Origin of the sequence: Devosia sp., from assembly GCF_024707125.1 — a bacterium.
Classification (GTDB): Bacteria; Pseudomonadota; Alphaproteobacteria; order Rhizobiales; family Devosiaceae; genus Devosia.
Window position 1 is genome coordinate 450,494 of sequence record NZ_JANQAH010000011.1, and the last position, 14,229, is coordinate 464,722.

General features: G+C 61.3%; 8 protein-coding genes. 1 reads left to right on the top strand and 7 read right to left on the bottom strand.

The features are described from left to right. The first annotated feature begins 54 nt into the window (after positions 1–54). Positions 55–2,847, top strand: a complete 2,793-nt coding sequence (locus NVV77_RS17115) for a bifunctional aconitate hydratase 2/2-methylisocitrate dehydratase (protein WP_295415168.1) — start codon at positions 55–57, stop codon at positions 2,845–2,847. 126 nt (positions 2,848–2,973) lie between these two features. Here NVV77_RS17115 and NVV77_RS17120 read toward each other — a convergent pair whose 3' ends face one another. From NVV77_RS17120 to NVV77_RS17150, 7 genes are all read right to left on the bottom strand, one after another. Beyond that, positions 2,974–5,619, bottom strand: a complete 2,646-nt coding sequence (locus NVV77_RS17120; RefSeq protein WP_295415169.1) for an autotransporter outer membrane beta-barrel domain-containing protein — start codon at positions 5,617–5,619, stop codon at positions 2,974–2,976. 135 nt (positions 5,620–5,754) lie between these two features. Then, positions 5,755–6,762: a hypothetical protein gene (locus NVV77_RS17125; RefSeq protein WP_295415170.1), complete on the bottom strand. Its 1,008-nt coding sequence runs from the start codon at positions 6,760–6,762 to the stop codon at positions 5,755–5,757. After that, positions 6,759–7,571 (bottom strand): carbohydrate ABC transporter permease, encoded by an 813-nt coding sequence (locus NVV77_RS17130; RefSeq protein ID WP_291409273.1) that lies wholly within the window; start codon positions 7,569–7,571, stop codon positions 6,759–6,761. The genes NVV77_RS17125 and NVV77_RS17130 overlap by 4 nt, the downstream gene beginning before the upstream one ends. A gap of 68 nt (positions 7,572–7,639) precedes the next feature. Continuing rightward, positions 7,640–8,521: a carbohydrate ABC transporter permease gene (locus tag NVV77_RS17135; RefSeq protein ID WP_295415171.1), complete on the bottom strand. Its 882-nt coding sequence runs from the start codon at positions 8,519–8,521 to the stop codon at positions 7,640–7,642. A gap of 98 nt (positions 8,522–8,619) precedes the next feature. Then, positions 8,620–9,894, bottom strand: coding sequence for an extracellular solute-binding protein (locus NVV77_RS17140; protein WP_295415172.1), 1,275 nt, complete (start codon positions 9,892–9,894; stop codon positions 8,620–8,622). Between the two features lie 92 nt (positions 9,895–9,986). Further along, positions 9,987–11,069 carry an ABC transporter ATP-binding protein gene (locus NVV77_RS17145; RefSeq protein ID WP_295415173.1) on the bottom strand — a complete coding sequence of 361 codons (1,083 nt, stop codon included), beginning with the start codon at positions 11,067–11,069 and terminating at the stop codon, positions 9,987–9,989. A 235-nt stretch (positions 11,070–11,304) separates the two neighbouring features. Continuing rightward, a complete protein-coding gene (locus tag NVV77_RS17150) occupies positions 11,305–14,085 on the bottom strand; it encodes a glycoside hydrolase family 2 protein (RefSeq protein WP_295415174.1) in 2,781 nt (926 codons plus the stop codon). Between the last annotated feature and the right edge of the window lie 144 nt (positions 14,086–14,229).

Here is a 14,229-nt window from a genome sequence, read left to right on the forward strand (position 1 = left end):
ACCCCCTGGTGGCGCCGCGTTTGGCGCCCCACACATCATGATGTTGAGATTGCGATGACCCTCTACTCCGATTACCTGGCCGAAATCGATAGCAGAAAAGAGCAGGGTCTTGCGCCCAAGCCGATCGATGCCGGCGGGCTTACCGGCGAGATCATCGCAATCATCCGCGATGCCGCCAATCCGCAGCGCGCCGACGCCCTCAAATTCTTCATCTACAATACCCTGCCCGGCACGACGAGCGCCGCCACCGTCAAGGCCGCCTTCCTCAAGGAAATCATCCTCGGCGAAGTGCTTGTCCCCGAAATCACTCCACTCTTCGCCCTTGAACTCCTGTCGCACATGAAGGGCGGCCCCTCGGTCGAAGTGCTGCTCGACGTGGCCCTCGGCAATGACGCCACCATCGCCAAGGCAGCCGGCGATGTCTTGAAAACCCAGGTCTTCCTCTACGACGCCGACATGTTCCGCCTGCGCGATGCCTACAAGGCCGGCAATGCTGTCGCCAAGGACGTGCTCGAGAGCTACTCCAAGGCCGAATTCTTCACCAAGCTTCCCGACGTCGCCGACGAGATCAAGGTCGTCACCTTCATCGCCGCCGAAGGCGATATCTCGACCGATCTTCTCTCCCCCGGCAACCAGGCCCACTCGCGCGCCGACCGTGAACTCCACGGCCAGTGCATGATCACCCCCGCCGCCCAGGCGGAAATCGTCGCCCTGCAGAAGCAGCACCCCGACAAGCACGTCATGATGATCGCCGAAAAGGGCACGATGGGCGTCGGCTCCTCGCGCATGTCCGGCGTCAACAACGTCGCCCTGTGGACCGGCAAGCCGGCCAGCCCCTATGTGCCCTTCGTCAATTATGCCCCCATCGTTGCCGGCACCAATGGCATTTCCCCGATCTTCGCCACCACGGTCGACGTGACCGGCGGCATCGGCCTCAACCTCAAGAACTGGGTCAAGAAAACAGGCGAGGACGGCAAGCCGATCCTCAACAACGAGGGCAACCCGATCCTCGAGCAGAAATACTCGGTCGAAACCGGCACGGTCCTCACCATCGATGCCAAGACCAAGAAGCTGCGCGACGAAGCCGGCAATGAGCTGGTCGACATCGCCTCTGCCTTCACCCCGCAGAAGACCGAATTCATGAAGGCCGGCTCGTCCTATGCCATCGTCTTCGGCAAGAAGCTGCAGACCTTTGCCGCCCAGACCCTCGGCGTTACTGCCCCGCAGGTTTTTGCCCCGAACAAGGAAATCACCGTCGAAGGCCAGGGCCTGACCGCGGTCGAAAAGATCTTCAACCGCAACGCCGTCGGCGTCACGCCCGGCAAGATCCTGCACGCCGGTTCGGACGTGCGCGTCACGGTGAACATCGTTGGTTCGCAGGATACGACGGGCCTGATGACCGCCCAGGAACTCGAGGCCATGGCCGCCACGGTCATCTCGCCGCTGGTCGATGGCGCCTATCAGTCCGGCTGTCACACCGCATCGGTCTGGGACAAGAAGGCCCAGGCCAACATTCCAAAGCTCATGGCCTTCATGAACAACTTTGGCGTGATCACGGCCCGCGACCCGCTCAACAAGTATCACTCGATGACCGACGTGATCCACAAGGTGCTGAACGACATCACCGTGGACGATTGGGACATCATCATCGGTGGTGACTCACACACCCGTATGTCCAAGGGCGTGGCCTTCGGCGCAGACTCCGGCACCGTGGCGCTCGCCCTTGCCACCGGCGAGGCCACCATGCCGATCCCGCAGTCGGTCAAGGTCACCTTCAAGGGCAAGATGCAGCCCCATATGGACTTCCGCGACGTCGTCCACGCCACCCAGGCGCAGATGCTGCAACAGCATGGCGACAACGTCTTCCAGGGCCGCATCATCGAAGTCCATATCGGCACCCTGCTCGCCGACCAGGCCTTCACCTTCACCGACTGGACGGCCGAAATGAAGGCCAAGGCGTCGATCTGTATCTCGGAAGACGAGACGCTGATCGAGTCCCTCGAAATCGCCAAGTCGCGCATGCAGATCATGATCGACAAGGGCATGGACAATGCCGCGCAGACCATCAAGGGCCTGATCGCCAAGGCCGATCGCCGCATCGCCGAAATCCGCTCGGGCGAAAAGCCGGCCCTCTCGCCCGACGCCAATGCAAAGTACTTTGCTGAAGTCGTCGTCGATCTCGACCTGATCGACGAGCCGATGATCGCCGACCCCGACGTCAACAATTCCGACGTCTCGCGTCGCTACACCCACGACACCATCCGCCCCGTTTCCTACTATGGCGGCACCAAGAAGGTGGACCTGGGCTTTGTCGGCTCGTGCATGGTGCACAAGGGCGACATGAAGATCGTCGCCCAGATGCTGAAGAACCTCGAGAAGGAAACCGGCAAGGTCGAATTCAAGGCGCCGCTCGTCGTCGCCGCGCCGACCTACAACATCATCGATGAGCTCAAGGAAGAAGGCGACTGGGAAATCCTCCAGCGCTATTCCGGCTTCGAGTTCGACGATATTCACCCCAAGACCGCCAACCGCACGGAATACGAGAATATCCTCTATCTCGAACGTCCGGGCTGTAACCTCTGCATGGGCAACCAGGAAAAGGCCGAAAAGGGCGACACGGTCCTTGCGACCTCGACCCGCCTCTTCCAGGGCCGCGTCGTTGAAGACACCGCCGAAAAGAAGGGCGAATCCCTCCTCGCCTCGACGCCTGTGGTTGTCCTCTCCGCCATCCTCGGCCGCACCCCCAGCGCCGACGAATACAAGGCCGCCGTGGTAGGCATCGACCTGACCAAATTCGCTCCGCCGACCTCGTCCAACCCGATGGACTCCAAGTCGGTGCACTTCTAAGGGCGCGAACCCTAGTCGGGTGACATCACATGAAAGGCCCCGCCGAAATGCGGGGCCTTTTGCGTTGATCGAGTGCCGGCATTGGTTAAGCACCCGTCGTTTTCCGACACGTGCTCCCGCAAGCAACTAGAACTTGACCGCGAGACCCGTCGTGCCGGCGATGCTGTAGCTGCGACCAAAATATACAAGGCCGGTATTGATCCCGGCCTGCCCATAGATCGCGTACTTGCCGTCGCCCCAGCTGTAAGTGCCACCGAGACCGAGCCCTCCCCACAGGCTTTCCCGGGCACTTGAAAGACGCACATTCTCAATCAGCACCTGGGATTGCGGCAGTGCATCAATGTAAAGGTTGGCAATGCCGTACACGTGGAGGTGGCTGCGCTCGCCGCCCGCATCGATCCAGTTGTCCCTGTAGTCGGCCGAGAGCCCGAGACGGAGCTTCAGGTCCTGACCATCGGCGAGTGCGACCTTCGCGCCATAGACATCGGAGAAGCGATCAAAAGAGACGCCGGAATAGGTCAGCTGAGCCTGTGGTGTGGCTGACCAGTTTTGGTCCAGAACGATCTGCCGGCCCGCCTCAAGTCCCATTGCATAGCCAAAGCCGTTGTTGCCAGAAACGAGCCTCGTTTGAGCGGTCGATGAGGACAGAGTGCTGTCATACCAGGTCATTCTCGCGGCGGCATCGAGATAGAATCCCTCGGTGCCATACCAGGTCAGAGAGCCATCCAGCCCCTGGCCAACGCTACCGATCGAGCCGTGCCCGTGGACCGAAGCAACGTCGCTCGAGATCGTTCCATAACGCAGGGCAAGACTGCCGATCACGTCACCCGCACTACCGGTGTAGAGCTGCCGGTCTGCTCCGATCTGCAGCTGCCAGGTGTCGACGCTATAGTCGGCCCCAGTTGTGGATTGAGAGGGAACAACACGCGTATGGCTGCCGGCCACCCGGCTCCAAAGGCCGCGTCTGGTGCCAGTGGGCGAAGCTTCGGTGTTGGTCTCTCCACCATTCCAGACGCGATCGCCGAGACGTTGTTGCAGTGTATCGAGGCCCTCAAAATCCTGCAGCACGGCTGCATAGGCTTCGTACACTGGCGCGCCTGCCTGATAGAGCAGGCCAGCCGACGCCCCTGGACTGACGGCGGTCGAGCGCAAATACCAGTTTCCGTCAGCGGGCGTTGACACCCCGTTCTGATAGAGCCTGTATCCATAGGCACCTGCGACAACGGTCTGCTCCCCGTCCAGCAAATAGTCGCCGAGCAGTGCGAATGACCCGTTGGAGGCCCCTCCGACTTCGACAATCTTGATGCCTTCGATGGTTTGCGCACCAACACCACCGACATTGATGACGCGAACATTGGTGTTGCCAGACGTATCGCCAGTCACGATCAGCAGGTCAGTTGCGGAACTGTCGTCTCCCAGCACCGTCTCGATCTCGAGCGTGCCGCCATTGCCGACATAATTGCCGTTGATGGTCAGCGTGCCGATCGAATTGCCGGGCGCGATCGTACCGCCGGAAAAATTCGTAGTACTGCCGACCTGGCCATTGCCTTGCAGGCGCCCTCCCACGACTTCGAGGGTGCCTCCAAGAATGCCATTGATCGACAGGATGCCGTCATGAACCGCAGACACGCCCAAAAGGCCCGAATTGTCGGCGGTGAGTGTGGTCCGTCCCGCGCCAAGCTGCTGAACGCCGCCGGTGCCGGTGATCGTGCCACCGAAAGTCACCTGGTCTGAGCGGTTGAACGCCAGCACACCACTATTGGTGACATTGCCGAGAATGCTGCCGCTCGTGCCGCCGCCGCCCAACTGCAGGGTACCCGCGTCGATTGTCGTGCCGCCTACAAAACTGTTGGCGCCGGTCAGGGTCAAAGTACCCGCGCCCTGCTTTGTCAGGCCGCCTGCCCCAGTCAGTTCCGGCGAGATGCCAATATCGTAGCCATTGGTGTCAATCGTCCCGCCCGCGGCGCCAAGCGACACTGTCTGACTTCCATAATTCTGGAAGAACTGCGCGGCGTCGTCCGTCGCGCGCAATACACCACCATCTATGGTGAGATCAGCGGTTCCAAGGCCACCACGAATGCGGTTGGTTTCCAGAACGCCGCGAGCCCCCAGCGTGCCGCGCAGAACCAGCGTTCCGTTCGCCGACGCACCCGCCGTGCCCAGGTCAACGCCGCCAGCCGAAACAACCGCGCCATCCTCGATCTCCAAGACACCGTGGCCAGCCCCGCCGACAGTGAACAGACCTCCCAGGGTCCACGAGCCCCCGGACGTCAGCAGAACCTCGCCACGACCGGTCGCTGCTACGCCTATGGTCGCTGCATTGCTCGAGACGGTCGCACCATCTTCAATGACAATATTGCCCGTTCCGCTGTTGCCGATATTGATCCGTCCGCTATTGGACCAGCGTGAACCCGTTCCGCTGACCAGCACATGGCCTTCGTCCGTATAGCCGACATCGCTGTTCCTAGCCGATACAACGCCCCCAGCGGCAATATTCAACGTGCCGACGCCGTGAAAGCCAATGTCCAGGTTGTTTCCATTGTGCCACTCCGATCCCAGTCCCGTCACAGTCGCGATGCCTTCATCGCCCGCGGAGCCGCCGATATAGGCACTCAGATCGTTCAGCACGCCACCGTTCTGGATGTTGAGTTCCCCATCCCCGTAGAGGCCGATCCAGAGAACGGTGCTGCTATCGATGGTCGCAGGATCGCCAGGGTTATTGGTGCCGGTGAGAATGACCTGCTGGGCAGATGCCGGGGACAGGGCCACCATGGCCGCTCCCATCCAAGTCGAGGACAGAAGCAGGCCTCGATATCGCCAACTGGCGATTGCAGAGCAAAGACGATTTCGCGCTTGCGTTGAAATGGAAAGCATCTTGAGCATAGCCGCAAATATTGCGGACTATGCTTAATTGTTTGATAAATTGGCTCCCCACAAGGACTTGCGTGCAGGGCCCCGCGACCTCTCCACGATCCACCAGCCCACCCCAATCACCACCAGCACGCCCAGCGTGCTCCCCAGCCAGGTCTCCACCTCCGTGATTGGCCTTCCCCAGATCCGCCGCGCCGAAAAGATGAGCAGGTTGGACACCAGCAGATAGCTCAGCGCATGCCGCCCCGGCAGCAGCAGCACGTTTGGCACGCGGGCGGCGAGCAAGCGCGCCAAAACCCAATAGAGCGCCAACACCAGGGCCGGCCCGATCACCCAGAGCACGGTCGGCGGGAAGCGTCCCGGCAAGGCCCCCGTCTGCTGCACCTGAAAGGCTAGAAGCCCCGAGCACAAAGCCGCCACTGACCAATGCGCCCAGCCCAGTTTCCCGCCGCTCCGCCCCAGCCGGATGCCGACGAGAAACCACGGCAGATAGGGCAGTAGCGGAAAGCTCGCGAAGAGCGTTGTGCCCAGGAGAGTTGCCGATGCCGGCAGCCATAGGTCGACCACGATCCATGTCGAAGCAAAGGAGAGGGCCACGGAGAGGCCAAAGGAGAGCGGGTCCAGCGCCATGCGCAGGATCAGCGGCCGGAGCAGAGCCAGCAGCAGATAGAGCATGAAGAAGCTGGCGAGAAACTCGCTCCAGCCGAAGAGCCGGCGGAAACTCAGAACATCCAGCGCCAGCATCCACGTGAGCGGGGTCCGATCGACCAAGAGCGCAAAGGCAAAGGCCGAAATCCACGCAGCAACGAGCAGCAGCATTACCGGCCGCATCCGTTCCCAAAACCCCCGCTCCCGCTCGCTCCCCATCCCCACGCCAATGCCCATGGCGAGGAGAAAGCCGGAAAAGGTGATGAGATTGATCCCCTCGGCCACCCGATCCACCCAGACCGGCATGGACCGCCCGAGGAGCTGAAAGACATGGATGGCAACCATGCCCACAACGAGCATGGTCTTGAAGAGATCGAGATCAGCGGAACGCTTCAACCCTTTACGCCGGCCGAAAGCATGATCGCCTGCGTCACCCGGCGCTGGAAGATCAGATAGACCACCGCCACCGGCAGGCCCGCCACCACGGCCGAGGCCATCAGCTTGCCATAGACGATGCCATAGGCGTCCTTCACCTGGGTAATGCCCACCGGCACCGTCATCGTCGCCTCACCAGTCGCCGCAAGGAACGGCCAGAGGAAGGAATTCCAGGCGCCAATGAAGGTGATGATGGCAAGCGAAGCCGTCACGCCCCAGTTCATCGGCAGATAGATGCGGAACAGGATTTTGAGATGCCCCGCAGAATCCATCTGCGCCGCCTCGCGAAACTCCTTTGGCACCGAGTCGAAGAACTGCTTGTAGACGATGATGACGACCGGAACGATCAACTGCGGCAGGATGATGCCGGCCCAGGTGTTGAGCAGCTTGAACTGCGCCATGAGCACAAAGTGGTTCACGATCAGCGCCTGCATCGGCACCATGAAACAGGCAAGGATCAGCACGTAGATCACGCGCCGGCCGGGGAAATCGAGCTGGCTCAGCGCATAGGCGCAGCCGGCCGAGGAGACGATCACCAAGGCAGTAATGATCAGCGAGGTCACCATCGAGTTGATGTACCAGATGCCGATATTGGTGTTGTTCCAGATGTGGATATAGCTGTCGAAGACGACGCGATTGGGGATCAGGGAATTACTGCCCGAGATCACCTCTCCGTCGGGTTTGATCGACGTAATGACGGCCCAATAGATCGGGAAGAACGAGCCGAGCGCCACGAGGATGGTGATGACGGTGAGCACCAGCCCGATCATGTCGATAGGGCCATCGCCCCGGCTGCGCGCAGCTGCAATGGCTTCGCGGTTGGGAAGGGCTTCGGCGCTCATTTCTCACCTCGTGCACGCAGGAGCTGGTATTGCAGCACCGACAGGATGATGATCATCAGGAAAAGCAGCATGGCTGCCGTCGCGGCCTCGCCGCCCTTGTTCTGCTGGAAAGCCAGCTTGTAGACATATTGAACCAGCGTGATCGTCGCGTCCTGCCGCCCGCCGATTGAGAACAGGTACACCTGGTCGAAAATTTTCAGCTGCGCGATGAGCTGGATGGTTAGCACCAGCGCCGTCACCGGCCAGATCAGCGGCCAGGTAATTCGCTGGAACTGCCGCCAGCGCCCGGCGCTATCAAGCGAAGCCGCCTCATAGATCTCGGGCGAAATGTTCCGCAGCCCAGCGATGAACAGCAGGATATTAAAACCCATGGTCCACCAGATGGTGACGAAGGCGACCGTGGGCATGAAGAGCGGAATGGTGCGAGTCAGCGAGATCGGCTGGCCGCCATTGAACAGCGCCACAAAGCCCTGCACGAGCCCATATTGCACGTCGATGATCCAGTTCCAGGTGAGGAAAACCACCGAGACCGGCAGGATATAGGGCAGAAAGAAGCAGGCGAGCACAAAGCCCTGCACCGGCCCCTTCAACCGGTTCACCGCGAGGGCAATGACCAGCGAAATCAGCGTATTGGGAATAACCGTCAGCAGAACGAAATAGGCAGTGTTCCAAAACGCCTGGTGGAACAGCTTGTGGCTGAGGATTTTTACATAATTGTCCCACCCCACCCAGTCGCCCGTCCCGATCAGCGGCGCCTTGGTGAAGCTGAGCATAGCCATCTGGATCGTCGGCCAGACAAAAAGCGCGCCATAGATGAGCACGAACGGGCCCACCAGCAGCAGCGCCACGAGATATTCCTGCCTTTTGTCCCTGAGCATCTTTTTGGGCCTCCCCGCCTGCGACAATCACCGAACCCTGCACCTCCCCCTTGATGGGGGAGGCCGGGAGGGGTGACCGGAGCCACCCCCAAGCTCAATCAGAGCTGGCCGTTGAGATCGTCGCGCATCTGCGCGGCGGCATCAGCCGGCTCGATTTCGCCGGTCGTGGCGGGGTTGATGAAGTTGCTCCATGCATCGCCAAGCGGCGCAGCGGGACCAGCAAGGATAGTGCGCGGATCGAACACGGCCGTATCAGCAAATCCTGCATAGTCAGACTGCGGCTTCAGCGCCTGGAATTCAGCGCTTTCACGCACGGCATTGAAGGCCGGGATATGGCCCGCGCCGGCCCAATCGAGCGAGTGCTGGTCCATCCAGGCGATGACTTTCATCACCGCAGCGCGCTTGTCGGCATCGGCTTCCTTGCCCGAATTGGCGGGAACCACGAAGGCATGCGAGTCAGACCAGGCGGCCTTGTTCTCGAACAGCGTCGGCAGTTCCACCGCACCCCATTCGAACAGTTCACCCTTGGCATGGAGATCGACAAAGGTCGGGATTTCCCAGTTGCCCATGATGAAGAACGGCGACTGTCCCGAAGTGAAGAGCGCGAGCGCGGCCGGACTTTCGACCTGCACCGGCGTATAACCGCTATCGACCCAGCCCTTCACCACCTCGATCGAGCTGGTCAGCTTGGCGAGATCTTCATCGGTCGGGAAGAAGCCGCCAGCGGCTTCGTCGAACATGGTACCGCCCTGCTGGCCAAAGAGGCTGTAGATAGTGCGGTAGCGATCGCCCGTCGGGGTCGAGATGCCGTACTTTCCGTCCTTGGTGAAATCAGCGAGGATCTTGTTGAAATTGTCGAGGCCATCGAGGCCCTTCGGCAGGCCATCGTCGCCGATCAGGCCAGCTTCGGCGAGCATGTCCTTGTTGTAGTAGAGAATGAGGCCATGTTGATCGAACGGCACGGCATAGCGCGTCCCATCGACCTTGCCAGCGTCAGACGCAGCCTGGGTGAAATCGGCGTCGGAAATGCCAGCGCCCGACATATCCTCGTCGGTGATCTCGGAAAGGGTGCCGCTATCGACGGCCAGCGGAATGCGGCTCAGGTGATAGGTGGCGATATCGGGACCTTCGCCAATGGCCGAGGAGGTCTGCAGCTTGGTGTAGAAAGGCGTGCCCCATTCCAGCGTCGTGCCCTGGATTTCGATCTCGCCCTGGTGTTCGGCATTAAAACCGTCGATCAGCGCCTTCATGCGCACGCCGTCGCCGCCTGCCAGAAAATCCCACCAGACCACGGTCTGCTGCGCTGCAGCGGCACTCGTCAGCGCCATCAGCGCCGTCGACACCAGAGCCAATCGCTTCAAAGACAGTCTCATAACATCTTCCTCCCAAAACATGCCCAATGCATGTGTTCATCCGGCTGAGGCGGTGCAGTTATCGTCTTCCGCCCAGCAGAAATTCCTGCGGTCTATTCCGCGTGATAAGCGACGCCCTCGGCATCAAAGAGATGCACCGTCGAGCCATCGACCTTGAGCCGCACCGGCGCGCCCGCTTCGAGCGTCGACTTGCCGATATCGTCGCCAACAATGACGGTGCCGTCGCTGAGCCGCGTATGGATCAGCGTCCGGTCCCCCAGCCGCTCGACGAGCGCAATGGTCCCGGAGATTTCACCATCCGGCGCAACACGCAGCGATTCCGGCCGCACCCCGAAGGTCAGCCCCTGCCCCTGCGCCGGAGCGACAGAGGTCGCAATCGTCGTCGGAATGGTCGAACCACCCGCCGTCACCACGACCCGCCCGCCCACATCGGCCAGCGCCGTCACCGGCAAAAAGTTCATCGAGGGCGAACCGACAAAGGCCGCCACGAACCGGCTCGCTGGCTTGGAGTAGACCTCCATCGGCGTGCCGATCTGCTCCACCTTGCGGTTGTTCATGACCACGATCCGGCTCGCCAGCGTCATGGCCTCGGTCTGGTCGTGGGTCACGAAAATCATCGTCGTGCCGATGCGCTGGTGCAGTTGCGCCAGCTCCACGCGAGTCCGCACCCGCAGCCCCGCATCGAGATTGCTCAGCGGTTCGTCGAGCAAAAACGCATCGGGCTCGCGCACAATGGCCCGGCCAATGGCAACACGCTGCCGCTGCCCGCCCGAAAGCTGCGCCGGCCGGCGCTCCAGCAATTGCCCGATTTCCAGCATGCGCGCCGCTTCATCGACGCGCCGGTTGATCTCGCCCTTGTCGGTGCCGATGTTTTCGAGCCCAAAGCTCATGTTCTGGCGCACCGTCATATGCGGATAGAGCGCATAATTCTGGAACACCATGGCGACGCCGCGCTGATTGGGCGGCAACTGATCCACCCGGCGCTCGCCGATATGGATTTCGCCCGCATTGACCGCCTCGAGCCCGGCAATCATCCGCAGCAGCGTCGACTTTCCGCAGCCCGAAGGCCCAAGAAAGACGATGAACTCGCCCGAGCGGATATGCATGCTGACGCTGTCCAGCACCTGTACGGCGCCATAGGACTTGCTGACATCCCGAAGGACGATATCGGCCATCTCTTTCCTCCTCTTCAACCAGCGCAGCTTTGCTGTCTTCCGGTTATCAGGCTGGCTACCGCCACACCCCTCATCCGCCCCTGCGGGGCACCTTCTCCCACAAGGGGAGAAGGGAACTCAGTGCCTCCCCAGCCACCGGCTGTCCCCTCGCCCCTTGTGGGAGAGGGACAGGAAATCCGCGTTCAGCGGATTTCCAGGGTGAGGGGTTCTCTCCTCCGCAGAGGAGCTAGTTTGGCTAGAGCGAACCCTTATCCACCGGCAGCTCCGCCGCCGTCGTCACGAGCCCATCGAACAGCGCCGCCGCCACCGGATCAGCCCCGGCATTTTCACGCAGCAGCCTAAACGTCGTCGCGACAACCCCACCGCGGCCAACCCGCTTCTCGCCAATGATCGCCGCCGGCTTATGCACCCAACCGCAAACCATCCCCGAGATGACGTTGTTCCCAAACTCCCAGGGCCTGAAGCCCGTCAGCAGGTGATGCGGCACGACATCGGAAAAACTCAGATCAAAGATCGGCCCACCCGGAATGTCCGCAAACGCCCCCTCGCGTCGAACCCACGAGAACCCGGCAATCCAGTCCCCGCGCCAGATCGTGCCATCGCGTTCGACAAGGCTGATCCCCGGCAGATGCTGATCGAGACTCGGCCGGAACTTCTTGCCATCGGCGACAATCGAGCGATGCGGCAGTTCCCCGTCCGGCATGTCCGTCCGCAGGTTCTTATTCGTCTCAACGGTCCCGTCGGCCAGGATCAGGTAGCGCGCGCCCGCCTTGATGGCTTCGACATCGTCGCCATTCACGGCATGCACCAGCACCACATCGGCCTCGGCAGCCGGTACCACACGGTAGCCGAGGCCGCTGGCATAGCTTGCGAGGGAGGAATCGGCGGCAGCGATGGAGGGTCGCCCGGCCGTATCGCGCTTTGCATAAAGCGCGATCTCGCAAGTGTTGCGCGAGAGGACCGAACCGTTGGCCTCCAGCACAAATTCTATGGACAGCACACGATTGCCGCCGCCCGCAGGCAGGGCAAAACCAATCTTGCCGAGATCAGCCGTAGATACCTTGCCCGTCGCCGGCACTGCAACAGAACCCGAAACCTCGCCGCTCCAGCGCAGCACCGCGCCGGCCGGAATGGAAAGACCGCCGGTCCCGATTTTCAGCTCGATATCGAGCGTTTCACCCAGATATGCCGAGTAACGCGCCGGACGCGGCACGATGACGATGTCAGCGTTGATCGTCCCAAACACATCGTGGAACACGCGCGGATTGCGCTCGATATCCAAGAGGCCATTGGCCTCCCAATGCACGTCCGTCAGCTCGGTGATCACATAGCCCATGATCGAGGAGTAGCGGCGCATCTCCTCGATCTCGTAGCGCAGGTTCATGAACTGATACCACTGCACGTTCTCGATAAAGGCATCGAACGAGCCGAAGGTTTTGGCGAGATCGAGCGCACCAAAGCGATCCTCGATACCATGCGGCAGCGCCACGCCATCGCCCCAGAGCGATCCCGTCTCGAACCAATCCGGCTCCGACCCATCCTCGCGACGCAGCTTCTTGGGATCAGGCAGGCCCCAGACGCCGAATTCGGAAACGATCAACGGCTCATCGCCCTTCCGCTCCGCATCGCCAAGGCTTGAGAACGTCCAGTCGGCGCCGGCCGCAAACTGCGCGGTGATGTCGTCCCACTCCTGCCGGCGCTCCGGCACCGAGCGGTAATAGTGGTAGTCATTGAGGTCGGTCTTGACGTGGAAGTTCGGGAAACAGGCGGAGTTGTCCACCACGAGGCGCGTAGCATCCTCGGCCTTCAGCCAGTCATAGGTATCCTTCACCCACTGCCGATGCTCGGCATTTTCGAGCATGCGGGTGCCCCAGTCCTCGTTGATGATCGTCCAGGCGATGATCGAGGGATGGTTGCGGTCGCGCTTCAAAATACCCGTCATCGTGTCGCGCATGCGCTGCGCCGATTTCGAGGTGAAATTCGCCACGTTCGGAATTTCGGTCCAGACGAGCAGGCCAAAACGGTCGGCCACGTCATAGTAGCGCGGGTCCGGCACCTTGATGTGGCAGCGCAGCGTATTGAGACCGAGTTCCTTGGCCTTCTTGGCCTGGTCTTCCAGAAACTCGAGCGAGGGCGGCGTGTAGATGCCGTCCGGATAATAGTCCTGATCCAGCGCGCCGCGCATATAGATCGGCTCGCTATTGAGGAGGATCTTGCCGTCGCGCGTCTCGACCGAGCGGAAGCCAAAGCGCTCTTCCACCACGTCGACATCATCGCCCAGCGACACGGTCAACGTATAGAGATTGGGCTGATCGATGCCCCAGAGCTTTGGTGCCGTAACCGCCAGCTCAACCGCAACCGAAGCCGCCGCCGTCACCGAGCTCTCGGCCACCACATTGCCACCGGCATCGCGCACGGCCAGTGCCACCGGCAGGCCCACGGCTGCAGCCGAGAAATCCAGCGCAGCTTTGACAATGCCATCGGTGCCGGCAGTGATGACAACCGCCTCAAGCCGGCGCGCATCGCGCGCTTCCAGCGATACCGACTGCCAGAGGCCACCAATCCGGCCGTACCAGGAAATCTTGCCATGCGGCACTTCGCCAAACGGGAAGTCAGGGAAGGCGCGGTGATCGGCCGACGGCATGGTCACGCGCACTTCAACTTCATTGGTCGGGCGCAGGAGTTTCGCGTCGAGCACGAAGTCGAACGGCAGGAAGGCGCCTTCATGGCTCCCGAGCTTCTGCCCGTTGAGGAACACTTCGCAATAGTAGCTCACCGCACCAAAGTGCAACACCAGCTCCTGCCGGTCCCAGCCCGCCGGCACAGCAAAGCTGCGCTTGTAGACGGCATGACCAAAGGTATCGACGAGGTCGGAGAATTCGGCCTGCCAGGGCTGGGGCACGTGCGCCTCGCGCCAGGGACCATCCTCGTGCTTGAACTGCCAGACACCGTCCAGCGACAAGCTCTTGCGCGGCGCGTCGACGGCCTCCGTGGCGACTGCACGACCAAGATTCATAATCTCCACCCTTAAGCGTATTAGTTATATTATTATCACCATATGGCCGAAACGACCCGCTTGGCAAGAGGGTGAAAATGACAGCATCACTGATGTAAAAAGGGTCCGCGCGCGGCTGTAACCAACTCGCTGAAACGCTGACCT